The following is a 24,619-nucleotide window of genomic DNA, read 5'->3' as shown; positions in this document are numbered from 1 at the left end:
CGAACGCCGACTTGCTAAAGGCAGTATCGATATTTCTATTGAGCAAGCCCCGTGCCCAGGCGGAAAAACATGTCGGAATCTTATTCGCCGATACTTATCCGGTCGCACCAACCCGCCGCACAACAGCAAGACGGGAAGCCGCGAAGTCAGCAATGAACGCAAGTGCCAGCGCCACCGCACCGAGAGCAAAAATCAGCGCGTAATTGTTATTCGTGTGCGAAAAGAGAAACGAATACCCGTATCCGCCCAGCGCCTGGAAGAGAGCAAAGGCTGTCGTTGCGCGACTCCATGCGGCACGTTGCTCGGTGTGATCGTGCGGCACGAGTTCGTGAATGCGACCGAGCACGAGCGGCACGATTCCAGGCGTGAAGATACCCAGAATGACAGTCGATACAACCAGCGCTACTGTGCTGTGCGAAAACGCGAGCATCGCTACTGCCGTCGACTGCAAAAACAGCGCGATGCGATAGGCGTTGCCGAACCCGATTCGATCGGCCACGTTTCCACAGATCAGCGGTCCTGCAATCGCGGCGACGCCATACAGTACCCAGTAATTGGCGCCTGTTGCTGCACCATGTCCGAGGCCGCGAGCAATAAAGTCGACCAGCAGCACCATCGCGGGAACGAGGCCGAGCGCGTTCGCTGCGTACTGTGCGTACAGCACGCGTAACGTCAGACCATGCGGTTGTGCAACGCTATGCGTAGTGGAAGAGGCGGCAGGAGCGGGTGGATTCGTCGACGGCCAGCCGAACCAGCTAGCAGCAGTCAACACCAGCGCAAGCACGCCGAGTCCAATCCACGTGACTTGCAAGCCGTGATGCAACAACTTTGGAATCAACGTGCCGGATGCGGCAATCCCCAAACCCAGTCCAAGAAAAATCATGCCGCTGACAAAGCCGCGACGTGCCGCGGGAATATGCGGAAGAATCGAGGTCGCCACGAGCACCATGATTGCGCCGCCGGAAATGCCGGACAGCAGACGCCATGTGAAGAACCAGCTAATCGAAAGCGGAAACGCGCACGCGAAGAAAGCCGCCGTGACGACTGCCATCAACACACGCAGCGCGCTGCGGTTCGACAATGCGGATGCGAGCGGGCGGCCGATCATCGCCCCTACCAGGTAGCCCGCAAAATTCGCGGCGCCGAGCGTTACCGCTTGCGACGACGTGAACCAGTGCGCCTGGATCAGCGACGGAATCAGCGGCGTGTAGGCGAAGCGTGCAAGACCGATGGCGACGAGACTGCCGCACAGTCCCGCGAAAGTCGCGAAGATTGCGCGAGCGTCGAGTGAAGTGGGGCGGGGTGTATCTAATGACGTAGCAGGGGTAGCAGACATGACGAGTCCTTTACCGGTGCGCCCGCCGATGGCGGCGCTGCCGGATGTCGATGGAAAGCGGGGTGGAGCGCCTCGTCGGGCGCGCGGCTCAGACGTCCTGGTCGTGTGCCGGTAGGGCAGGTAAGCCGAGCAAAGCCAGCGCAGGCGACACAGCGCCGGCAAGCAGCGCGTATTGCGGCGTGACTCGCGCGAGAACGCGAATGCCGATCAACGTGGCGAGCAGATGCGAGGCGGCGTCTTCCGCTGGAACGACGGCGGCAATCTCGCCGCGATCCATTGCGTCAACCAGATTCCGCTGGAAAAACGCACGAATTTCAGCGAGTTCCACGGCGACGGTTTTGCGAAACGACTCGTCTTCCGACGACGTTTCAAGTGCCGAATTGACCAGCATGCAACCGCGCTTGTCGGGGTCTTCGATTGCGCGCTCGATGATCTCGTGGAAGAACAGTGTGATGCATTGCGCCGGCGTCACAGTGCGTTCCAGCCGGCCAATCCGCTCGCGCAGTGTGTGTTCGAGATAGTGTTCGAGCGCGCGCAGGTACAGCCCGCGTTTGTCGCCGAATGCGTTGTAGAGACTGGGCTGCGTGAGACCGGTCGACCTCACCAGGTCGCGCGTGGAAGTGGCCTCGTAGCCCTTGCTCCAGAATGCGGCGCTGGCTGCTTCGAGCACTTCGTTTTCGTCGAATCCGCGGGGTCGTGCCATGTGGAAATCCCTCTTGCGTCGCTTGAGACTGATTCTGTATCAGTCGATATAGAAACGGATTATATATCGACTGATACAAAAAGCAAGGGAGATCTCGGCGCTGACTGGCGGCCGATTCGTTGCATTCATCAGGCTAATAAACCGGCACCCAGGTTCCACTGGAGCGAGAGACAGGTGCCGGTTTTCTATTTTCGGCGCGCTCGTGCGTCCTACAAATAGGTCCCGCCGATACGGCCTTCGAAGATGGCGGTGTTGATTTCCCAGTCGTCGACATGACCGACTGCGCCGCCGGCGCCGCCGACGGAGACGACCACCGAGCGGCCGCCGCGCAGCATCTTCATCTGGTCGGCCGAGAGCGTTGCTTCGTCGTGTGCGTGGTCCGTGGAACGCGGCAGGTCTTTGATAATGACAGTGGATTTCATGGCGGTACTCCTGACAGTGGATTGGCGAGCACGGGGCGGTGCTCGCTTCTATTTCTGCAAGAGCTATGCCAATTTTCGCGAGCTTCGAGCCGCGAGGCAAAGTCTCTCTGCGATACAAGACCAGGCGGGCGATTGCGTTGCGTGTCGCTCATCAGGCTCGCAGGGAGCATGCGGAATCGCACGAAAGTGTCGGGACGTATCCCACGAATCGCGTTCGGGAAGTTGGCATGCGGCGTACGCATGCATCGAGAAAAGCAAAACGGCACGCGCAGTCGGCGCGTGCCGTTTTAATTGCGATGCCTGTACGAAGGTGAAATCAGCCGCCTTGCCGGATACGCCGCATCGCTGCAATCGCAATTTGCCGATGCGCGCCAGGGAAGCCCGGCGGATAGTCGACAACGCGTGTCGATGCGGGCACCAGAGGCGCGGCCAGGCTCGAACGCGCGCCGACTCGCGCACCGCCGACAATCGCGGCCATTGCCTCGCGATCGAGTTCGACACTGTCAGCAAGGTCTTTAATGATGAGCTTTGCCATAGCGGCTCCACAAAAGAAATCGAGCGGCTGGCCGGTGCGATGGGCCGGTCGCCGCTCGAGGGTTTTGTTCTGTGTGCAGTGGTCTCGTCGCACTATCAGTATAGGAAAAATGTGTGCAGCTTGTGGCTCGGCGATGAGCTTGCAGCAGTCGGAATCTCCCCGTATCCCGTCTACTGCGCGTCGTCACACCGTAGCGTAATTGCCGCCCCACAAAGAGGGGCTGACATTCAGATGCAGCGGCACGAAACCGGCACCGATCACGCCGACGTTGTTGAGTGCTGCAACGTTGGTGTACTGCATCTGCGTGAGGTTCTGGTTGATCGACACGTTGACGTTGGCAATGCCGCTGAGACCGGACGCCGAGGGCAGGCCGGGCACGCTGCTACCCGTGCCGCCGGACACCGCCGACATTGCGTGGCGGTCGAGCTCGCGGGTGCGGGACAGATCGCGAATCATGAGGGATGACATGGTGAATCTCCAAAGGTGCGCGGAAGACGGGCGTGACCGGCGCGAGGCGAAGCGGGCCGCAACTGCGGGTGCTTCGCCTCGTCGCGCTTTACACGTGGATGTTGTTGCCCGAGCTGATGCAGGGAGCGAGCGTCGAGTTGAGACCGGCGGCGAATGCGACGTTGTTGCCGGTGGCGTTCTGCATGTTCAACTCGGTGCTGATGAGTTGCGTGCCGTTGACGTTCTTGCTGTTGTTCGGCGCGTAGATCGGGCTGAAGTTGTAATAGGACGACGAGGGGCCGAAGCCATTGCCGCCGCGCACGGCGCTCATTGCACGGCTGTCGAGTTCTTCGGTGATGGACAGATCTTTGATCATCAGTGCGTTCATGGTGAATCTCCTGGAAGAAAAAATTTGAGTCTTTCGATTGGGTTCGAGCAACTTGTCTGCTCGAGTGTCACTAATGCATGGGCTGTGCCAGTTTTATTCAAGGATCCTGATAAATTTTCGGAAGGCTTGATATTCAAGGCTTTCGGGCCGTTTGCGGATCAACGGAGAAGTCACGCAGCGTATCCGCGCGCGAGCGAACCGATGGTCTGCGTCCGACACTTGATCGAATGCTGTTGGATACCGAACGACACCTGCCTGCAACGCGTATCGCGGGCCAATCCTGGTTTGCGAAAGCACGGACCGGGAGCTAGTATCGAAGCGGCACATGTAACTGGTTACGGAAGCTTTTCTATCGGCCTGCGTGGCTTCGGTCGCATGCGATCCGGCCCAACGGCAGCGGCGGCGCTTCACACAAATGGCTAGCCTTGCGCGTGTGATTCACGACTTTCAGAACGGCGAGCTGTCCCGTGACGAGTTCGTGGCTCAACTCGACAGCACGTTGACGACAGAAGGACTCGCGCCCACGCAGTTGCTGGAGATGCTCGGCACCGCGCATCGCAAAACACCTTTACCCGACGATCTCTACGTTGAAGTCCGCCGACGCATCGAACAGTTGCGCGTGTCCAATGTTGCGGCCGGTGGGGAAGAAACCGGCATTCAGACCACGGTGGAAATTCCGTCCGTGCGCTCCGCCAGTGCGGGCAGCCTGGGCGGTGCGGCAGGATCAGCCGGCATCGTCGGGCACGATCAGATCAAAGGCACCGGCGACACCCTGAATAACCGCTTCGTGCTCGAAGAGTGCCTCGGCGTGGGCGGCATGGGTACGGTGTATAAGGCGCTCGATCTGCGCAAACTCGAGGCGTCGGATCGCAAGCCGTATCTCGCGATCAAGGTTCTCAACGTTCAGTTCCGCGGCAATCCGAATTCGCTGGTCGCGTTGCAGCGCGAGGCGCGCAAGGCGCAGGTGCTCGCGCATCGCAACATCATCACGGTCTACGATTTCGACCGCGACGGCCCGATTGTTTATCTGACGATGGAGTATCTGAGCGGCAAACCGCTCAGCCAGTTACTGCGTACGCCCGGTTATCAGGGCATGCCCGTGCGCGCTGCGCTACCGATCGTGCGCGGCATGTGTGCCGCGCTCGCGTATGCGCACGAACGCGGTTTCGTCCATTGCGATTTCAAACCCGCCAACGTGTTTCTGACGACGGGCGCCGAAGTGAAGGTGATCGATTTCGGCATTGCTCGCGTGTTTCAGCGTCCGGAAGAAGAGAGCGACGCCACTGTTTTCGATCCCGGCAGTCTCGGCGCGTTAACGCCCGCGTATGCGAGCCCGGAGATGATCGAGCATCGCGAGCCCGATCCGCGTGACGATATCTATGCGCTTGGTTGCATCACGTATGAACTGTTGACCGGGCATCATCCGTTCGACCGGTTGTCGGCGACTCAGGCACGCAACGCGGATTTCAAACCGCAGCGGCCTGCGAATCTCGATGCCAGGCAGTGGCGCGCGTTACGCGCGGCGCTGTCTTTCGATCGCGCCACGCGGATGCCGAGCGTGACGCGTTTTATCGCCGAATTCGACAACGAGGCGCGCGCTGAGAAGTCGGGCACGCTGGCGAAAGTGGGGCTTGCGAGCTTTGCCGTGGTCTGCGCGGCGGCGGTAGGGGTATTTGCGTTGCGCTCTGGACCAGGGCGGCAGGGAGGCTCTCAGGCCGACGCTGGCACGTCGCAGGCGGCGGCAGAGGCGAGTTCACCCCCGGCCGCAAAAATGGCGGCAACTGCTCTTGCGGTGTCTGACACGACGACGGCGAAAACACCGGACGCTTCAGCGCCTGCTTCTGCGGCTTCAACGGCGATTCAAGCGCCACCTGGATCACCGCCATCGCCCGCGCCCAGACCCGCGCTGACTCTCGCCGCGGTCATGCCCGTCCTCGCGCAGGTGCCGTGTTCCGCACTATCCGCGGCCGTGCAGGATCATTCGCTGACGGTGCGCGGCTACGTCTCGCAGCGTTACGGCGTGGCGCATCTGAAGGAAACGCTGACGGCCTTGCCCGGTGTCGATGCACTCACGCTCGGAGTCGAACCGCTCGCCGACGACAAATGCGATACCGTTAAAGCACTCGCGCCCTATTGGGTCCGCAACTGGCAGGCGGGCCGCGTGGCCGAGTTGCATGTGCGGCCGCCAGGCGGCCAGTCGAATGGTCAGTTGAGCGATGGCGATCCGCTAGTGGTCGATGTGAGCACGCCGGGTTACGACTCGTATGTGAATCTCGACTACTACCAGCTGGACGGCAGCGTCGTGCATATGGTGCCGAGTCCGCGCGCGAAAGATAATCAGGCGCCGCCGCATTATTCGGCCACGATCGGCAGCGCGGGCGACTGGATCATTTCAAAACCATTCGGTTCGGAGATGGTGGTGCTGCTGATCACACCCGTGCCGTTATTCGACAAACCGCGCGCGGAAAGCGAATCACGTGCCGATTATCTACGCGCGCTTAATATGCGTCTCGCGCAAATCGGCGGCAAGTATGGGCAGGATCATCTCGTTGCCGACTTTGCGCCGATCACGACGAAACCGCGTGCGCCTTGAGTACCCCGCAATAACATGCATAACGTCGTCACCTACGTTATGCACTCACTTAAGGTCTTTGACGACCCGTAACCCATCCTGCGATTGACGCACGCCCGCGCTGTATTTGAAGCGGGTTGCACTGAGCATGTAGCTGCCGTTTTCGCGCCATGAGCCGCCACGAATGACGCGCATATCGCAGCCGGGGCTGTCCCATGAGTGTCCGTCAACAGGCGCGCCCTGGTAACTGTTGTGCCAGCAGTCGGCGGTCCATTCCCAGACGCTGCCGTTCATGTCGTACAGGCCGAGCGGATTCGGCGCGAACGAGCCGACGGATTCGGGCCCTTCCTTGTGCCACGGATCTCCGCAGTCCTTGCAGTTCGCGTTGCCCTTGCGCATCTGATCGCCCCACCAGTAGGCAGTGGTCGTGCCGCCACGGTCCGCATATTCCCATTCGGCTTCGGTGGGCAAGCGATACGGTTTGCCGGTTATCTTGCTGAGCCATTTCACGTACTGCTGCGCGTCGTCCCAACTGATATCGCGCGCTGGTGCGGTCTTGTTGGTGTTGCTTTCGGGCGTCAACTTCTGACACGCGTTGGCCGCGACGCACGCGTTCCATTGTTCGACCGTCACCGCGTATTTGCCGATCGCAAACGGCGCGGCAATAGTCACGTGATGAACAGGTTTCTCGGATGGGTCGTCGGTGTTGCTGCCCATCGGGAACGAGCCTGCGGGCACGGCGATCATGATCGGGCAGGTGGCGCAGTCCCGCTGTTCTCCGGCCACTGGCGGGTGCGTGGCGGGCTTCGGCGCGGCCAATGAAGTGGCGGGAGCACTGGCGGGTGGCGCGGCTGTCACATGCGGGTGTTCTTGCGCTGCGGCGCTTGCCGGCGTAGCGGGTCGCGTAACCTGGGGTGGTGCTACTGGTGGGGATGCCGCAACAGCCGGTGGATTCGACGCCGCCGCACGAAGACGGTCGATTCGAGCGTGTGCCAGCGTGACAAACCTGCCGTTAGGATAGGCCTTCAGATACGCCTCGTAATCAGCCGGATAATTACTGTCCTTGATTGAATTCCAGAACGTGATCTCGTACTGCTCGCTGCTGTCTTTCGGAAGAATGCCCCGGCTATGCGGGGTGACGACGGTGTCGGTATTTGCATAGGCATAGACGGGCGGCGCAATCGCGTTGCCCTGCACGCTGGCGGGGGGCGTCAAGGGCATGGCCAGCGATGTAGCGATCCACGGCCTTTGCTCTCCCTTCGTGATCTCGACAACTTCCGCAGTGACGCGCCGAAACAGCGTGGTGAGATTTTGCCGCGATGGCGTGTCGCTTAGCGCATTCAGCAAAGCGCTCGTATAAATGCCGTGGTATCTGCCGTCTGCGGCGAAGCTGCCGTTTGCCGTTGCATACGCGACCACAGTATTGGCGGGAAGCGCCGACGTGCCGCTTGCCGCGCCGCTTGTCGTGCCGGAAGAAAACGGATTGTTCAGGCACGTATCGAGAATCACGAGATTCAATTGACCGGCGCGCGGCTTCTGCATCGCATGCAATACGGCGTTTAGATCCATGCTGTCATTGATCAACGAAGCGGGTGCGTGCATATCAAGTCCTGCGGGAACAAGCAGAGTCTGTCGGCCAATTCGGATGCCGTGTCCCGCGAAATAGAAGAGGCCGACGCCACCTGCCTCCAGACGCTGGCGGAATTCGCCGAGCGCCTGCTGCATGCCGCGCGGACTGGCATTCGTACGCGTGATGACTTCGAATCCGAGTGCTCGCAATGTGTCGCTGATTGCTTCGGCATCGCGCGGCGCATTGTCTCGCAGAGAACGGGGGAGGCCACCGTACTCGCCGTTGCCGATCACAAGTGCAAGACGTGGGACGTGTGGGGCGTGTGTGCCGGATGGAGTCGGGCTCCAGTTCGTATCCTCACGTTGCGTCGCGGCATTGGCATTGCCGCAATAGGTGTGGATTGCCCCAGCCATGCACAGCAGCATGAATATTCGCCACATCTTCACATCCTGTTTGTCCCGGACAGAACCTAGGCATTCGAGGACCGCCTTGCCCGCAGCGATTACTGAAGTACCCGGCGCGAGGCATCGATGCCGCTATCGATCATCCATCTGCAACCTGTTAATAACCATAGCACGCGCTTTGTGCATCACCACTGTCCGCGTGTTCTCAATGAGATATACGGATAACGAGTGTGGCGTATCTTTTTGGCAAGTTACGTCCTAAGCTAATTCACAAAGTAGCGCAGCACGGCCGTTTTACCGAGGTGGTCGTCCAGTCATTCGCGCCCGCGATATTCAGCCGGAACGTTCGGTTTGCCCCGTGCAACCGAGGTGACCGTGACCACTCTTCAGGAGAGTGCGCTATGCGAATAAGCCTGATTCCCGTTGTGTCCAACAGACGTGATGAAATCAAAACACGCCTTGCTGCATTGCGCGTGATGCTTTGCGCGACGTTGGTGGTCGCCGGAACTCTGGCGCAAGCGGAGCAGACACCGTCGCCGCCCGGCGCGGAGGAATACATCATCTGGCCGTCGGACGGCGCGGTCATTCACGGCGGCAAGCTCTGGGTGCGAATGGGGTTGCGCAATATGGGCATTTGCCCGAAGGGCGTCGCGTTTCCCAACTCGGGTCATCATCATCTGCTGATCGATACCGATCTGCCCGCGCTCGACCAGGAAATTCCGTCGGATCGCAGTCATCTGCACTTCGGGGCAGGCGAAACGGACGCGCGCATCGAACTGCCGCCGGGCAAGCACACGCTGCAACTGATTCTCGGCGACCACAATCATGTACCGCACGTGCCGCCCGTGTATTCGAAGAAGATCACCATCACCGTGCTAAAGAACTAGCGCGATCCGTTCGCTCAAAGCGGGCCCTTCAGGACGGAGAGACCTCATGTACAGGATCATCGCAGTCGCGACGCTTGTGACGTCGGCGGCATTGGCGTTGCCCGGTTTTGTTTTCGCAGGAGCGACACCTGCGCCGGCTTCCGCTTTTGCCTATATCGGCTATCCGAACGACGGCCAGGTCGTGGCCGCCAACAAGCCGTTCAAAGTGTGGTTCGGCCTGCGCTATATGGGCGTTGCGCCGAAAGGCGTCAAATATCCGAATACCGGCCACCATCATCTATTGATCGATACCGACTTGCCGCCGATGGATCAGGAGATTCCATCGGACCGCAATCATCTGCATTTCGGCGCGGGTGAAACGGAAACCACGATTCAATTGCCGCCCGGAAAGCACACGTTGCAGTTGCTGATGGGCGACGACATGCATATGCCGCATAACCCGCCGGTGTACTCGAAGAAGATCACGGTTATTGCGCGATGAACGGTGTCGCAAGCGGGCCAACTACATGGCTTCGTATGTTGGCTTCGATCCACCATTCACAGGTTGTTCTTTAATCGATATCGACGCGCGTTTTAAGAACTGATACTCAGGAAGTCCTTTAAATAAAGGCATCCGGCAAGTTTTTGAAGAATGGAAGCTCACCCTGGCACAGCCCATGCATTAGTGACACTCGAGCAGACAAGTTGCTCGAACCTAACCGCAAAACCTGCGCAACACCGTGCAGTTTCCCTTCTCAGGAGATTTACCATGAACACGCTGATGATCAAAGACCTGTCCATCACCGAACAACTCGACAGCCGCGCAATGAGCGCCGTACGCGGTGGAAATGGTTGGGGCCCGTCGTCGTCGTACTTCAATTTCACGCCGGTGTACGCGCCGAACAACAGCAAGACGGTGGACGCCACTCAACTGATCAGCTCGACGATGAACATCCAGAACGCCACCGGCAACAACGCAGCGTTTGTGGCGGGCGTCACGACCACGATCACTCCACACATGAGCTCGAACAACAACATCTACGTGTCCTGAGCGGCATCGGCCGCGCGAAGGCCTGGCACTTCACCTTCGCGCGGCTGACCCGTCAAAAACATTTGTTATTCAATCGTTCTTTCCACACACCCTCCGCTTCACTGCCCGATCCCCATGCTGATTTTTTGCTCCGCTTCGATGCTGAAGCCGCGCGGGCGATGCTTTACTTAAAAGGGCATTTTGATTTCGCAGTGAAAAGGGTGTTATCGGAGACCATCGTGTCAGCGTCGCTTGATTCATCGGTACGCCAGCGCTTCTTCTTCACGCGATCCCGGCAGCGTGCCATTCGCGTGACGGATACGCTACGCAGCCTTTGCGTGGTATTGGTGTGTGCATTGCCGCTGTGCGCATGCATCGATGTCAGCATGCCCGACTACAAGCGGCCCGATACTCCGGCTAAAGCGTCGTGGTCGGACAGGAAAGGTGCGCTGGTATCCGCCGTCCAGACGATTCAGCCCGACTGGTGGAAAGGCTTCCAGGATCCGTATCTGGACACGCTGATTAGCAAGGCGATTGGCGGCAATTTCGATATCAAGGTATTGGCTGCCCGTCTCGATGTGGCCGGCACGCAGATCGGCGAAGCCAAAGCAGGCGCATTGCCGACAATGGATTTCGGCATGGGCGCCGATTTCGAAAAGACCACCGGACAAACTTTCGCCAAACAGTACAACGTGGCGACCCAGGTGAATTGGGACATCGATATTTGGGGCAAAGTCGAAAAGGGCGTGCAGGCGCAGAAGGCGGAATTTCATGCGAGCGAGGCGGACTGGCGCGCGGGTTATCTCGAACTGGTGTCGAACGTATCCAGCACGTATTTCCAGATTCTGCAATTCGACGACCAGATAGATCAGCAGCAGAAAACCCTCGTCACGAACCGGCAGATTCTCACGATCTACGAAGGGCAGCGCAGTAACGGCCTCGTGCCGCAAACCCAGGTGTTGCGCCAGCAGGCTGAAATCAACCGCCTGACGAACGAATTGCTTGAATTGCGGCGGTCGCGAGCTATTGCCAATAACGCGTTGTGTACGCTGATCGGCGTTCCGGCCGGCGAATTCGATTTACCAAAAGGACATTTGCAGCAGCGCGTCCAGTTGCCTGCCGTGCCGGACGGACTGCCCGCGCAATTGCTGGCGAGGCGTCCCGATGTCGTCGCGGCCGAGTTCAGGGTACTCGAAGCGTACGACCTCGTCGGCCAGGCCAAACTCGCGCAATTGCCGACTATCAGCCTTACCGGACATGCCGGCACTGCAAGTTTCGCGCTGACCGATCTGCTGAAATCGTTCACTTACGGGTTTATGCCGAGCATCAATATTCCATTGCTCGATCCCGGTGTGCGGGCTCACGTCAAGGTCACGCAGGCGCAATCGACGGTGGCCGAGCAGCAGTATCGCGTGGCCGTGATGGGTGCTTTCGAAGAAGTGGAGAATGCGCTGGTCAATCTGAATTCGCATAAGGCACAGCGCGTGGAATTGCAGCAGCAGGTAGAGCGTTTGCAAATAGTGGCCGATCAGATTCAGTCTCAATTGCGCCTCGGCGTGGTGTCGCAACTGGAAGTCTTCGAAACCGAGCGCACGTTATTGGAAGCTCAGCAGGCGTTGCTCTCCAATCATCAACTGATTCTGTCGGACACCGTTCTGCTTTACAAGGCGCTGGGCGGCGGCTGGCCGAGCGTCGACGTACAGGCGCAAGTAAAGGAACACTGAGCTAATCAACAATGGCGTAACGCGCGGATATTTAGGCCGCAGGTGACGCGCCGATTGCGTTCTTAACCGATGATCTGAAAATTGACACACGCCATGCGTGACTTAAACTCTTTAAGGAGCCAGCAAGCATGCAGCTCTTCAGAACAACGTCGTCTCGCCGTAGTCGTTCTTTCCGTTTCCGTTGCGTTCTCGACGCAGCGGGTAAACGCTTAGTGATCCAGATAAAAAATGGCCACAGGCGAAGCTCCGATTGCTGAAATGCGTGAGACCGTGGAAGCCGCATTCGACGTCGTATTGTCGCCGGTTGCATCGGCTGCATCTGCGCAACGTCCCGCGCTCGACGCGATCCGGATTGTCGACAACCTGTTCGCCATCGGACGCAGCGAAGCACCTTTCACCGACTACTCCAGCGAGCGCATCGCGCGATTATCGCGCCGTCATGCGCGGGTTTTCACGGAACACGGCGCGGTGTATGTCGCCGATCTCGGGAGTAAGAACGGCACGACGGTGAATGGCGTCGCCGTCCGGCAAACCCCGTCGCGCGTCAGAGCCGGCGACGAATTGTGCTTTGGCGGCGAGCTTTGTTATCGCGTGAGCATAGAACCGCGTGCTCGCATCGTTGCGGCAGCGAGTGCGCCGTCTGCACCGGGTCTTCTGTTGATACCGGAGCGCGACGACCTGGACTTGCAACCCATCGAGGTGCACGCTTTCCCCTTCCTCGTCAGCAAGGCGGACGACGTTTTTTCGCGCTACAAGGAGCGTTATCCGCATCAGGTGAATTACATTTCACGCCGTCACGCTCATATCTATTTGAAGGGCGGCGATCTCTATGTCGAAGATCTCGGCAGCACGAATGGAACATTCGTCGGCGGAAAGCGCCTGGACGAATCGGCGATACCGCTTGTAGAGGGCGACCTCGTTGCATTTGGCGGCGACCACTTCGTCTACAGGGTGTCGCTGCAAACGCCCCCTGAAGTCGAGCCCACCGTGACCCAGCTATTCCTCAATCCTGCCGTCGATGACGCGGCCGATTCCGACAAGACCACATTCGTCGGCGCCGCGCATTCGTTCCTCGATATCTTTTGTGTCGATCCGGCGTTGCAGCGCGAGGACGAAATCAACGAAGCATCGCAGCCGGTCACCGCACAGGCCGCGACCGTGAATAGCGCGAACGGCGCAAACGGGCTGCATAAAGCGAGCCATGCAAGTGGCGTGAACGGCTCGGGAAACGCGGCCAGCGCGAACGGAAAATCGCGACGCTGGCGTTTGCTTGCGGGCGAACTCGGCAATGCTTTTGCGGACGGCGATCGCGTCGGAATGAAGCGGATTGCGGGCTGGGGCGGTGCGGGCATTGTCCTGCTAGGCGCAATATCCGTAGCGCTTTATCTGCATGGTTCGTCGGAGCGTGAATTGAAGAACCTGCTCGCGAGCGGCGATTACAGCAGCGCGGTCGTGGCCGCGAAAGGCTATCTGTCGAGTCATCCCACGGACACGAAAGTCAGTGCGCTGGCGAGCGAGGCGTTATTAAAGGCGAAGCTTCCTGGCTGGCTGAATGCGCTGGAAAAAGCTCAATTCGATCAGGCCGACGCGCTGCTCAAGGAAATGAAATCGTTGAGCGAAAACAATGCCGATGCAACTGCGCTGGTCGGAGAATTGCAGTGGGTTGGAGATCTGGAGCGCTTCGTGGCCGCGCGCGGCGGCGTCGATGCGCCGATTCATCTGTACGCGGACGAAGCCACGATCAACAATCTGTTGCAGCGCTGGGACGACGACGCGAAGGGTCATCAGCGTGCGCTCGACCGGATCGCTTCGTATGTACCGGTATTTGCCGAGCCGTATGCGCAGGCGCTAAGTCATCTGCGAAAACTGGAGAGCGACGATTCGGTGTATGTCGCGGCTATAGACCGGTTGAACGGCACAATACGCACCGAACTGGCGAACGATAAACCCGACGCGTTGCCGCCGGTACTCGATGATTACGCGCAGCGTTATCCACGTCTTGCCGGCCTCGATCAGGTGCGGGCGGATTTGCGGGAGTACACCGCACTCTTGAATGCCGCGCTCGGTCGTCAATTGACCCCTTTGCTTGCGATGCTGAAATCGGCGCATTTCAGCACGCCGCCGTTTCAGTCGCAATTCCAGCAACTCGCAGCGAGCCGACTGCCTTCATCTGACGTGATCCAGCGTCAGGACGCGGTGAACGCCGCATGGCAGCGCGGCGATGCGCAACAGGCGCTGGCCGGTTTGCAGGCCATGCCTGCGGGGCCATGGTCAGACGTACTCGCTGCAGAACTTGCACACAAGAAAGCCCTGCTCGATCAATTCGACGATTTGCAGAAAGCGCGCGGCAGCAAGGATTACGACCAGCGCCTGCTGTCGTTCTACGCGAGTCTCGACCCCGCAGCGGATTCCTGGTTCGTGCAATCGATTCAGAAAGACGTGGCCGCATTACACGACAAGGCATTGGCGCGCGCACAAGATCTGCTGTTGCGCGCACAGAGCCTGTGGAAGCAGTATCGCGCGAGTGGCCCGATTGGCGGAACGCAACGGCTGGAGGCGGGCATATCGCCGGGATTCCGCAGCGAGGCGCGATTGCTCTCCGACGCACAGACGTCGGCGCAACAGGGCATGCGTATCTACACTCAATTGAAGGCCGATCACCCCGCGGATTTTGACCGCCTTCTCGCGGATATCGAAGCCGAAGCCGATTTACAGCGCCGCTCGCTGACGGAATTGCGCATGGTGCTGGACCCCGGGCTGCTGAAAGCAAAACTGAGTCTGATCGGAGGCGAGCAGAGTGAAGCGCGAGAATCACCCTAGGCCGTTGTCTGAGGCGCTGGAGGATCACAGCGTCGAAGGCATCGCCATTCTGACCGCCGAGCCAGTGAAGATCGCGCGGGCCCTGATCTGGGCGATGGTCGCGCTGGTGGTCGCCGGGCTGTTGTGGTCGTTCGTGGGCCGCGCCGATGTGATCGTGTCCGCGCAAGGAACGCTGTCGCCGGAATCGGAAGTGCGCCGCATCTATGCACCGATCGACGGCGAGCTTGCCGATCTGTATATCGCCGAGGGACAGCCAGTGTCGAAGGGCGACGTGCTCGCGCGATTGAACGCACGTGGCGCAATCGAAGCCGCAAGCAACGCGCTGCAGGCGCAACTCAAACTTGAAGACGCCGAACGTGACTGGAAGCAGTTTCCCGAGAAGAAGGCGTTAATGGAGCGCAAAGCGGCGGCGCTCAAGGCACAAATGGAAGTGGAGGCGCGGCAGCACGAAAACCGCGTATCCGAAGGTACAACCAAGCTTGCGGAAGGACAGAAGGCCGAACTGGACGAAGCGCGCAGTGTGCTCGACAACGCTCGTCGCACGCGCGAGGCAGCGCGTCAGGAATTGGACCGCTATTCGAAACTGTTCGCACAACCCGGCGGCGGCGGGATTGCCGAATTGCAGGTCGAGCAGAAGCGCACCGCTGCGATGGAAGCCGATAACGCGTACCGTGTCGCGCAATCGAAGCTCGCGGAACTGGACTTCCGCCTCAGTCACGAATACGCGCAGGCCAACGCACAACTCGAAACCAGTGGCCAGCAAACTACCGACCTTCAGCTTCAATACGATTCGGCAGTGCGCGATATCACCGACGCTGAAGACAAACTGCGTTTGCAATTGCAGACCGCGCGACTCGTGTCCGAAGCTGCTGCGCGAATCCGCTTCGAGAACATCGACAAGGACAATTTCCTGCTGATTCTGGCGCCCGTTTCGGGTGTCATCACGGACGTGACGTCGACCCAGCGCGGCGACAAGATCCAGGCCAACGCGCCACTTGGTGGCATTGCGCCGAAAGATGCGCGGCCTGTGCTCAAGATCGAAATCGCCGAGCATGATCGTGCTTTTCTGCATGAAGGCTTGCCGGTCAAGCTGAAATTCAACGCGTTTCCGTATCAGCGCTATGGGCTGATCAGCGGCACGCTGGCTTATATCTCACCGGCCACGAAGCCGTCGCTACAGGATAAGCAGCCGGTTTACGAAGGCCGTGTGACGCTCGACAGAAATTACTACCAGATCGCCGATACGCGTTATCCACTGCGCTACGGCATGACGGCCAACGCGGAGATCGTGGTGCGCGAGCGGCGCCTGATCGATCTCGGTCTCGATCCGTTCAGGCAGGTAGCGGGTTGAGTACCGCTTGAGCACGCCGATTACACGTCAATTAAAGGAGCCGATGAAATGACCGCGATAGTGCGTATCGATGATGAAGTCGTGGATGTGGCCGAGTTCATCCGTCTTCTGAAACTGACTGGTCAGTTCGAAAGTTTGATCGAGCAGATCGTGCGCGACAAGCTCACAGTGCACGCTGCGAAAAAGCAGGGCATTGTCGTGACCGCCGATGAAATCCAGCAACGCGCCGATCAGTTCCGCCGCGTGCGGGGGCTGCATCGCGCGACGGATATGAATCAGTATCTCGATGTTCTCCGTGTGAGCCTCGACGAATTCGAGGCCTTCGTTACCGATGGCTTGTATCAGGAGAAGATGCTCGACGAGGTCGGCAACGAGTCGGCGATCAAAGACTACTTCGCATTGAATTCACCGAAGTTCGACTCGATCGAAGTGAGCCATATCGTGCTCGACAGCGAGGGTAAAGCGAAGGAAATGATCTCGTATCTGCACGACGACCCCGACAGTTTCGCCGACATGGCGCGCGAGCATTCAATTGCGGACACCCGCGAGGCCGGCGGTGTGATCGGAAAAGTGCTGCGTGGATCGCTGAAGCCGGATATCGAGGCCAAGATATTCAATGCGGCAGTGGGCGATCTGCTCGGCCCATTTCCTTCGGCGGATCGATCGTGCTATGAGATTTTCGCCGTAACGGCGAAGTATCCCGCCACGCTCGACGCGGATGTGGCCGCCGAAGTGCGGCGCCTGCTGCGTGAAAGCTGGCTGATTGCGCGTGCGCAGGAGCACGTTATCGAGGCCCGATAACATGGATGCACCCCAGACCGCGCCGTCCGCTGCCGAGTTTCTAGCTTCGGTGGAAATTCTCTCGCCGTTTTCACGCGACGAGATCGAGCGTCTTGCCGACTATGCGCAAGCGCGCTTCTATTCGTTTGGCGAAACGGTCTGCTCGATGGGAGAGGTGGCCGAGGGGCTTTATGTCGTGCGCTCAGGCTCGGTACGTATTTTCACCGAGGAGCACGGCAAGGAAACCAGCATGGGCGTGCGCAAGGCCGGCGAGATTTTTGCCGACATAGCGATGCTGCGTACGTATGTGCATGAAGCATCGGTGCGCTCGTCGGCGAAAACCGAATTGCTGTTTATCCCCCGCAGCGCGATCGAGCCGGTGATGGCCGGCAATCAGGCCGCATTGGCATTTGTCGCGAGCTATGTCGCGATCAATTCGGCAGGCGGTTTCGTCGCACAATTGTTCGACCTGCGCGGCAAACTGAATAAGGCGGAACTCGAAGAGTATGTGCGCAGCGTCGGCGTGAAGCGGGTCGCTGCGGGCAAGGAAATTCTCAAGCAGGACGGTCGCGACGACCGACGGCTTTACGTGGTGCGCCAGGGCGAAGTTCGCATTGTCAGACATGAAGAAGGCCACGACTACACGCTCGCGACGCTTGGCGAAGGCGAGATATTTGGCGAGAAAGCGTGTTTGATGCGGCAGGAACAGATGGCTTCGGTCGTGGCGAGCATCGACACGCGGCTATTGGTCATACCGGAGCGGACGGTCCACTTCATTCTTGAACGCAATCCGAAATTGCGTGAAGTTCTCGACGAACGGATTCGCTACGGCGACCGCGAATTGCAACGGCAAAAGCGGCTCGAGCAGCGTCGAAAATTGCCGTTGATGCTTGATTTGCAGAGCAAGCCTGAATTCGGCGAGAAGCTGATCAAGCGCTTTGCACTGGTCGAGCAGGCTGAAGAAATGGATTGCGGCGCGGCGTGTCTCGCGATGGTTTGCCGTCACTACAGTATTCCGATGACGCTGGGCAAATTGCGCGAACTAGCCAACGTCACCACCCAGGGCGCCACGCTTGATAGCCTTGCGCGTGCGGGCGAAGCGCTCGGCTTCACTGCGCGCGGCGTGCAATGCACTTTCGATTCGCTACGTGGGTTTGATCTGCCGTTCATCGTGCACTGGGAGGGTTATCACTACGTGGTGGTGTATGGTCTGTCGAAAGACTACGTATGGGTCGCCGATCCCGCGCTCGGGTTCAGGAAATTGACGGTCGAAGATTTCGAGCGTGGCTGGAGCGGTACTTGTCTGTTATTTACCGGTGGTCCGCATCTGCTGCAGATGTCAGCAGCGCGTTCGCCGTGGATACGTTTTGTCGGCTACCTCAAACCTTATAAAAAGATTCTCGGTCATTTGTTTCTGGCTACCTTTGTGATTCAGGTGCTGGGCGTCATTCCGCCTCTGATTATCCAGAACATTCTCGACGGTGTGATCGTGCATCAGAACGTGAGCCTGCTGCATCTGCTGATAGGCGGTCTGATTATCGCCAATGTCTTTTCGCAACTGATGTCGTCGGTTCGCGCATATCTCGCCAATTTCATGGTTCGCAACATGGACTTCGCGATGATGTCGCAGTTCTTCAAACACACGCTGTCGTTGCCGTTTTCGTTTTTCGCCAAACGTAAAACCGGCGATATCTTTGCGCGCTTCCAGGAGAACCAGACGATCCGCGCGTTTCTGACCGAGTCGACCGTCACGACTGCACTCAACCTGCTGATGGTGTTCATCTACTTCACCATCATGTTCGTCTACAACGTGAAGATGACGCTTGTACTAATTGCATTCGTCATTCCAATCATGGCGTTAACCGCGTTGGCCACGCCAAAAATAAAAAGCTACGCACGCGAGGTGTTCACTGCATCGACGGAATCGAAGTCGTTTTTGATGGAAGCACTTGCGGGCGTGGAGACGATCAAAGGCATGGGCATCGAGCGGCCAGTGCGTTTGCGCTGGGAGAAGAAGTACGCGAAAGCGCTCGAAGTGCAGTACCGCGCGCATGCTTTCAATATTCTCGTCGGACTCGGCAGTCAGTTGCTCAATGCGGCGACGACAATCGCCATTCTGTGGGTGGGTGCAAACCTGGTGTTGGCGCGTGAAATGACGATTGGTCAGTTGATTGCATTCAACGCTTTCATGGGCAGCGTATTGAGTCCGTTAATGGGACTCGTCGGTCTATGGAGCATGCTGAACGACGCGGGCGTTGCAATGGAACGTCTCGGCGATGTACTCGATATTGAACCAGAACAGAAGCCGCAGGATTTACCGTCTCGCGTCATGCTGCCCGAGTTGCAAGGCGATATCAGCCTGAGTGGGGTGTACTTCCGCTACGGCGAAAACGACTCGGCGTACGTGCTGGAAAACATCAGTTTCGATATCAAGCCGGGAGAACTGGTGGCAATCGTAGGCCGCAGCGGGTCCGGTAAAACCACGCTGGCAAAACTGTTGGTCGGATTTTATGCCCCGAGCGAAGGCAAGATGACGATAGACGGCTATGACCTCGGTGTCGTCGATAAAGCGTATTACCGTGCGCAGATCGGCTATGTGATGCAGAGCAATCTGCTGTTCTCCGGCACGATTGCGGAGAACATTGCGAGTGGCGACGACGCGCCTGATCGGCGGCGCATTGAAGAGGTCGCGAAGATGGCTGATGCGCATGCATTCATCAGCAAGATGCCGCTCGGCTACGAGCAGATTGTCGGCGAACGTGGAATAGGCCTTTCTGGCGGGCAGATTCAGCGGTTATGCATTGCACGCGCGCTGTATCACGACCCACGTTTTCTCGTATTCGACGAGGCCACGTCAGCGCTCGATTCGCAATCGGAAAGCAATATTCTCGGCAACATGCACGACATCCTGAAGGGCCGCACTGCGGTGATCATCGCGCATCGGCTGAGCACCATCATGCGAGCGGACAAGATTCTTGTGCTGTATGAGGGCGCGATTGTCGAACAGGGCCGTCACGATGAACTGATTCAGCGCGGCGGCATGTACTATCAGCTGGTCCAGAAACAGTTGAGTGCGTGAAGATGAAGATACTCGACCAGATTGAAGAGGCCAGCCCCGCAATCTCGTACGCGGGACTGATCGAACGAATCGAGATTCTGCGCTCGACGCTGCGCTGGTCGACGCGGCTCGAGCGTGCCGATATCGACAAACTGTTGCGGCAGGCCACTTCGTTACGCGACGAGGTGATGCAGTTATCGCATAAGGAGCGCTTTGTGCAGGCAGCGACTTCGGCCGAGCCGCAGGAGCGCGCCGATCAATCGCGCGGTGCAAGGCGCAAGGCGTTGCTCGAACGCAGCTTCATTTTCGAGGGCACGTTTGGCGATAATGCGCGTTTGCTCGAATCGCTTGAAATTGCCGAGAAGGCGGCGCCGACCGACCTGCCCGTGTTGATCGACGGTGAGAGCGGCACCGGCAAGGAACTGATGGCGAAAGTGATTCACGCGAACGGCTCGCGCGCGGATAAGCCGTTTATCTCCGTGAACTGCGGCGCGATTCCGGACAATCTGCTGGAATCGGAATTGTTCGGGCATCGCAAAGGGGCATTCACCGGGGCGTCGAACGACCGCAAGGGGAAATTCGAAAGCGCGCATACGGGTACGATCTTTCTCGACGAGATCGGTGAGTTGCCGCTGGCAGGGCAGGTGAAACTGTTGCGCGTGCTCGAAGCGCACGAGATTCAACGAGTCGGATCGGACGAAACGATCGCAGTCGACACGCGTATCGTCGCGGCGACCAATCGCAACTTGCGGCAACTCAGCGAAGAAGGCAAGTTTCGCGAGGACCTGTTCTATCGGCTCAGTGTGATCCACGTCACGCTGCCACCGTTGCGCGAGCGTCGCGATGAAATACCGTTGCTGATCGCGTGGTTCGGCGACGAGGCCGCCGGAACTTTAAAGCGCAGGCCAGTCAGATTGACCCCTCGTTTAAGGGACTTTCTTCTGAACTACGCGTATCCGGGAAATATTCGCGAGTTGCGTAATGTGATGTATCGGGTGTCGTGTCTCGCGGGAGATATGGCGGACATCGATCATTTGCCTGTGGACATGCGTCCGGCGTCACCCGGTTCGTCGGCCTCCGCAAATGTCATGACATCGGTAAGCGGGCAGGAGCCGATCAGCGTCGCGAATCTGATGTCGCTGAGCGACGCAAAACGGGCCGCCAGTGACGATGCAGAAAAGGCCTTTCTTGAACGCGGACTTCGCGAAGTGCACGGTACCGTCGCCGAACTGGCGAGGCGGATCGACATGAATCGCTCGCATTTGCAGATGCTTTTGAAGAAACACGGCTTGCACTCGAAAGACTTTCGCCATCGCGCAATGTCGCCTGCAAACCGGAATGGCGCCGATGAGCACGACGACGAAGAAGGGGACGCGTAGTATTAAACGGCCTGCTTCAGGGTGCCGGATTCAGCAGTGTTTTGTCCGTGGCATTGGGGTCTTCCGCCTGAACGACGACAGCAGTGATGTTGTCGCGGCCACCTTTTGCCAATGCCAGTTCAACCAGTTCTTCAGACGCATTCTCCCGTTCCGCGGAAGTCAATACCGCAATTATCTCGTCGTCGCTGAGTTCGTTACTCAGACCGTCGCTGCATAGCACGAACACATCGCCGTCGACGACTTCGATTGCGTCGTCGTCGAGATCCAGCATGTCCGTGGCGCCGACCGCGCGCGTAATCATGTGTTGTGCCGGATGATGTCGCGCCTCTTCATCGGTAATGACGCCGAGCGATTTCAGTTGTTCCACCTGGCTGTGATCGCGCGTGAGTTGCTGCAACTGGCCGCCGCGATACAGGTAGATGCGGCTGTCGCCTGCCCAGACGTAGCCGCAGAACCGGTCGCAAGCGAGCAACACGACGACCGTGCTGCCAATGCGCTGCACCTGACGACGCGCGGCTTCGTCCCTCAGTTGACGATTGGCGGTTTGCAGTCGCGCGCGGGCATCGGCGATCAGCGTTTTCATGCTGACAGGTGACGCGATCCGGCTTAGCGCGTCGATCACCAGGCGGCTCGCCAGATCGCCGACCGCATGTCCGCCCATGCCGTCGGCGACGGCCCAGCGTCCGATGCCGGGCTGGTCGAGGCAGGCGTCTTCGTTGATCTCGCGAACACGTCCGGCGTCGGAGCGCGCGGACGACGTCCAGCGAAATTGGCTCTTACAGGTCACAAGATTTACACCGAATTGTTTTTGCTGAGGGCGTCGGGTGCGACTGCGATGTTCGAGTTCGCGCCGGTATTGCGCACGTCCACCGACTGGAACTGGTTGATCATCTGGTTAGCATAGAAGTTGTTGGACACCTCGTACAGGTTGACGACGGGTCCAATGCTCGGCGTGTCGCGAACATACGGCTGGATCCAGCCATATACCCACGGCGCACCGCCACCGCCGCGAATTGCTGCCATTGCTTTGCGGTCAAGCGCGAGATTCAGCGAAAGATCGTTCACTGTGATATGAGCCATGTCGTTCTCCGGTTGGCCTCGCGCGACTTATATAAAACGCGCGCGGTTTAAAGGAATTTGAACGTGATGGTGCAAATGCCATGCCAATTTATGGCTTTAAATCATGGGCGGTCGCAACGTCTTGATTGTGCGGTGATTCCGTGCGGTTGCGCACGGAAGGAGGGCGCATGCGCCGCAACATAGGTCGGCTTTAAACCAACAGGCGCGAATCGAAACCGGTGTGAGGTCCAACACATTTGGCCTGCATTTCGCGTTGTTCGATCGCGCCTCACATTGCCACTGTTCTGCTGTACTGCGTGACGCCTGGAGATCGTCACACACCAACACTTCAACACAAAATCTGTCGGCTCATAGCTGACACATTTCGGACCGGCTATCGGCTGAAAACGTGAAAACCCCTTTAACCAAGGGCTTTTCAGCACATGGCCCGGAACATGCAAAAGACCTCGCAACAGTGTTGGAATTCGAAACGAGGCCAGCGATGAACACTCTCTCTCTTCAAACAGGCAGCGAAGTTTGCCCCGCAACATCGTCCACGATCGATTTGCCGATCGGCGCGCATCTCGTCATTCAACGGCGCGGTTACGAACACCACGGCATTTACGTAGGCAATGGTCGCGTCGTCCATTACGCGGGCTTTGCGGGTTCAACGCATCGCGGACCGGTGGAAGAAGTGGAGTTGTCGCGCTTCGCCGCCGGCCATCCGCTGTCGATCCGCACGACACCGAGTGCCCGCTACGCCGGCGATGAAGCGGTGCGCCGCGCGCGCTCCCGTCTCGGCGAAAACCGCTATCGCCTGCTGACCAACAATTGCGAGCACTTTTGCGCATGGTGTCTGTTCGGCGAAAGCCGTAGCGAACAGGTGCATTGCTGTCTGCGTCATCCGCGTACCGGCGTGCATGCGCTGGTGTGTCTCGTGAAGGCCTTTGTCGAGAGCAATGCGAAGGGCGACGAGGTTGCCGCGCAACTCGTGTGAGCACGTCGAAATTCGAGGAGAACATCATGGTCGCCGCAGAGAAAACCTTGCACTGGGCCGTCGACAAATGGCTCGCTCCCACTCCTTCGATGCCCGCACGCGTGGTGCAGTTTTGCCACCGCGCGTCGCAGCATCAGCGCTACGTTTGCGTCGAAGCGCTGCGCCCCGGCGGCCTGCTGTCGATCTTTTTCTTCCGCCACGACGACGGCTCGTGGAACGTATTTCCGCCGCAAATCGAGCGGCCCGCGATGAACGGTCACCGCCGCGCGTCGCTCTGCTAAGCCGGTGCGTATTGCGCCGCTTCCTTGAGTATCCATTGGCTGAACAGCACCATCGCGGGCGTCATCGGTTTGCCCTTCAGGCTCGTCAGCCAGTAACTGCCCGCATGAACCTCCACATCGAATGGACGGACGAGACGGCCCGTGTTGATCTCGTGATCGAACATCAGCGCGGGCGCGAGTGCGATTCCTGCGCCTTGCATTGCCGCTTCCACCATCAATCGCGACGAATCGAAAACCGGTCCGCGAATCGGGCGCGGCGTGATGCCCGCGGCGTTGAACCAGCTTGTCCAGTCGTCGGCGCGATAGGAACGCAGCAGGGTCTCGTCGGCGAGGTCGTCGGGTTTTGAAAGACGCGCGGCAATCTCCGGCGTGCACAGCAAGGCGAGCGGCGCGTTGAGCAAACGGGTGGCTAGCGAGCCGGGCCATGTGCCGTCACCAAAGCGGATCGCGAAATCGAGTCCCTCGGTGGCGAGGTCGACCAGATTATTGTTGGTCAGCAATCGCAATTCGACGAACGGGTGCGCGTGGCGAAACGATTTCAACCGGGGCATCAGCCAGCCGACCGCGAACGTGCCGACCACGCCGATCGTCAATACCTCGTGAAAATGGCCGTTTTCGAATTGCCGGAGCACTGCTTCGATGCGGTCGAATGCATCGGTCAGCACGGGGCGTAGCGCGAGTCCTTCGTCGGTCATCGCAAGGCCGCGCGGCAGGCGCTTGAACAGCATCGTGCCCAGCCGCTCCTCCAGCGATCGAACCTGCTGGCTGACGGCGGCCTGCGTCACATTCAACTCAAGCGCGGCACGCGTGAAACTCAAATGCCGCGCGGACGATTCGAACGCGCGCAGCGCATTCAACGGAAGATTCGGTCTCATGGAAATGCATTAGATTTTCTTG

Annotated in this window: 22 protein-coding genes and 1 pseudogene; 12 read left to right on the top strand and 11 right to left on the bottom strand. The window is 58.9% G+C overall.

Annotated features, from left to right (window positions below):
- Positions 1-94: 94 nt before the first annotated feature.
- The 6 genes from ABH945_RS19775 to ABH945_RS19750 all read right to left on the bottom strand — a co-directional run bounded on the left by ABH945_RS19775 (position 95) and on the right by ABH945_RS19750 (position 3,831).
- Positions 95-1,336 carry a YbfB/YjiJ family MFS transporter gene (locus tag ABH945_RS19775; protein ID WP_429251633.1) on the bottom strand — a complete coding sequence of 414 codons (1,242 nt, stop codon included), beginning with the start codon at positions 1,334-1,336 and terminating at the stop codon, positions 95-97.
- Between the two features lie 88 nt (positions 1,337-1,424).
- On the bottom strand, positions 1,425-2,039 hold the full coding sequence (locus tag ABH945_RS19770) for a TetR/AcrR family transcriptional regulator (protein WP_429251632.1): 615 nt from the start codon (positions 2,037-2,039) through the stop codon (positions 1,425-1,427).
- A gap of 209 nt (positions 2,040-2,248) precedes the next feature.
- On the bottom strand, positions 2,249-2,461 hold the full coding sequence (locus tag ABH945_RS19765) for a hypothetical protein (RefSeq protein WP_074770542.1): 213 nt from the start codon (positions 2,459-2,461) through the stop codon (positions 2,249-2,251).
- A gap of 316 nt (positions 2,462-2,777) precedes the next feature.
- Positions 2,778-2,996 (bottom strand): hypothetical protein, encoded by a 219-nt coding sequence (locus tag ABH945_RS19760; RefSeq protein ID WP_429251631.1) that lies wholly within the window; start codon positions 2,994-2,996, stop codon positions 2,778-2,780.
- Positions 2,997-3,179: 183 nt separating this feature from the next.
- A complete protein-coding gene (locus ABH945_RS19755; protein WP_074770540.1) occupies positions 3,180-3,464 on the bottom strand; it encodes a hypothetical protein in 285 nt (94 codons plus the stop codon).
- A gap of 88 nt (positions 3,465-3,552) precedes the next feature.
- A complete protein-coding gene (locus tag ABH945_RS19750; protein ID WP_074770539.1) occupies positions 3,553-3,831 on the bottom strand; it encodes a hypothetical protein in 279 nt (92 codons plus the stop codon).
- Between the two features lie 415 nt (positions 3,832-4,246).
- Between ABH945_RS19750 and ABH945_RS19745 the strand changes: the two genes are divergently transcribed.
- Entirely contained in the window at positions 4,247-6,424 is a 2,178-nt protein-coding gene (locus ABH945_RS19745; RefSeq protein ID WP_429251630.1) for a protein kinase domain-containing protein, read from the top strand.
- 45 nt (positions 6,425-6,469) lie between these two features.
- On the opposite strand, the gene ABH945_RS19740 is transcribed toward ABH945_RS19745, so the two are convergent.
- Both ABH945_RS19740 and ABH945_RS19735 read right to left on the bottom strand, forming a co-directional pair.
- Entirely contained in the window at positions 6,470-7,669 is a 1,200-nt protein-coding gene (locus ABH945_RS19740; protein ID WP_429251924.1) for an SUMF1/EgtB/PvdO family nonheme iron enzyme, read from the bottom strand.
- 18 nt (positions 7,670-7,687) lie between these two features.
- Positions 7,688-8,386: pseudogene (locus ABH945_RS19735) on the bottom strand (caspase family protein); the annotation flags it as partial.
- 392 nt (positions 8,387-8,778) lie between these two features.
- Between ABH945_RS19735 and ABH945_RS19730 the strand changes: the two are divergent.
- The 9 genes from ABH945_RS19730 (at position 8,779) to ABH945_RS19690 (ending at position 21,385) form a co-directional block, all read left to right on the top strand.
- Positions 8,779-9,264: a DUF4399 domain-containing protein gene (locus ABH945_RS19730; RefSeq protein ID WP_429251629.1), complete on the top strand. Its 486-nt coding sequence runs from the start codon at positions 8,779-8,781 to the stop codon at positions 9,262-9,264.
- 46 nt (positions 9,265-9,310) lie between these two features.
- Positions 9,311-9,745 carry a DUF4399 domain-containing protein gene (locus ABH945_RS19725; protein ID WP_074770535.1) on the top strand — a complete coding sequence of 145 codons (435 nt, stop codon included), beginning with the start codon at positions 9,311-9,313 and terminating at the stop codon, positions 9,743-9,745.
- 267 nt (positions 9,746-10,012) lie between these two features.
- Positions 10,013-10,294 carry a hypothetical protein gene (locus ABH945_RS19720; RefSeq protein WP_074770534.1) on the top strand — a complete coding sequence of 94 codons (282 nt, stop codon included), beginning with the start codon at positions 10,013-10,015 and terminating at the stop codon, positions 10,292-10,294.
- 158 nt (positions 10,295-10,452) lie between these two features.
- Positions 10,453-11,997, top strand: coding sequence for an efflux transporter outer membrane subunit (locus tag ABH945_RS19715; RefSeq protein WP_429251628.1), 1,545 nt, complete (start codon positions 10,453-10,455; stop codon positions 11,995-11,997).
- Positions 11,998-12,225: 228 nt separating this feature from the next.
- Complete coding sequence (locus ABH945_RS19710; RefSeq protein ID WP_429251627.1) at positions 12,226-14,817, top strand: FHA domain-containing protein; 2,592 nt, start codon at positions 12,226-12,228, stop codon at positions 14,815-14,817.
- A complete protein-coding gene (locus ABH945_RS19705; RefSeq protein ID WP_074770532.1) occupies positions 14,795-16,168 on the top strand; it encodes an HlyD family efflux transporter periplasmic adaptor subunit in 1,374 nt (457 codons plus the stop codon). The genes ABH945_RS19710 and ABH945_RS19705 overlap by 23 nt, the downstream gene beginning before the upstream one ends.
- A gap of 48 nt (positions 16,169-16,216) precedes the next feature.
- Positions 16,217-16,969, top strand: coding sequence for a peptidylprolyl isomerase (locus ABH945_RS19700; RefSeq protein ID WP_074770531.1), 753 nt, complete (start codon positions 16,217-16,219; stop codon positions 16,967-16,969).
- 1 nt (position 16,970) lies between these two features.
- Positions 16,971-20,027, top strand: a complete 3,057-nt coding sequence (locus ABH945_RS19695) for a peptidase domain-containing ABC transporter (RefSeq protein WP_429251626.1) — start codon at positions 16,971-16,973, stop codon at positions 20,025-20,027.
- A 2-nt stretch (positions 20,028-20,029) separates the two neighbouring features.
- On the top strand, positions 20,030-21,385 hold the full coding sequence (locus ABH945_RS19690) for a sigma-54 interaction domain-containing protein (RefSeq protein ID WP_429251625.1): 1,356 nt from the start codon (positions 20,030-20,032) through the stop codon (positions 21,383-21,385).
- A 16-nt stretch (positions 21,386-21,401) separates the two neighbouring features.
- Here ABH945_RS19690 and ABH945_RS19685 read toward each other — a convergent pair whose 3' ends face one another.
- Both ABH945_RS19685 and ABH945_RS19680 read right to left on the bottom strand, forming a co-directional pair.
- Positions 21,402-22,172 (bottom strand): PP2C family protein-serine/threonine phosphatase, encoded by a 771-nt coding sequence (locus ABH945_RS19685; RefSeq protein WP_429251624.1) that lies wholly within the window; start codon positions 22,170-22,172, stop codon positions 21,402-21,404.
- A 5-nt stretch (positions 22,173-22,177) separates the two neighbouring features.
- A complete protein-coding gene (locus tag ABH945_RS19680) occupies positions 22,178-22,465 on the bottom strand; it encodes a hypothetical protein (RefSeq protein WP_074770527.1) in 288 nt (95 codons plus the stop codon).
- Between the two features lie 481 nt (positions 22,466-22,946).
- Here ABH945_RS19680 and ABH945_RS19675 point away from each other — a divergent pair, with 481 nt between their 5' ends.
- Both ABH945_RS19675 and ABH945_RS19670 read left to right on the top strand, forming a co-directional pair.
- Positions 22,947-23,441 carry a lecithin retinol acyltransferase family protein gene (locus ABH945_RS19675; protein ID WP_429251623.1) on the top strand — a complete coding sequence of 165 codons (495 nt, stop codon included), beginning with the start codon at positions 22,947-22,949 and terminating at the stop codon, positions 23,439-23,441.
- Between the two features lie 26 nt (positions 23,442-23,467).
- A complete protein-coding gene (locus ABH945_RS19670) occupies positions 23,468-23,722 on the top strand; it encodes a hypothetical protein (protein WP_429251923.1) in 255 nt (84 codons plus the stop codon).
- Here the strand turns inward: ABH945_RS19670 and ABH945_RS19665 are convergent.
- On the bottom strand, positions 23,719-24,597 hold the full coding sequence (locus ABH945_RS19665; RefSeq protein ID WP_429251622.1) for a LysR family transcriptional regulator: 879 nt from the start codon (positions 24,595-24,597) through the stop codon (positions 23,719-23,721). The genes ABH945_RS19670 and ABH945_RS19665 overlap by 4 nt on opposite strands.
- Between the last annotated feature and the right edge of the window lie 22 nt (positions 24,598-24,619).

The sequence above is a fragment of the Paraburkholderia sp. GAS333 genome (genome assembly GCF_050435665.1).
Taxonomy (GTDB): Bacteria; Pseudomonadota; Gammaproteobacteria; order Burkholderiales; family Burkholderiaceae; genus Paraburkholderia; species Paraburkholderia fungorum_A.
Note: the sequence above shows the minus strand (reverse complement) of the source record. Positions and strands in the feature narration are given on the sequence as shown.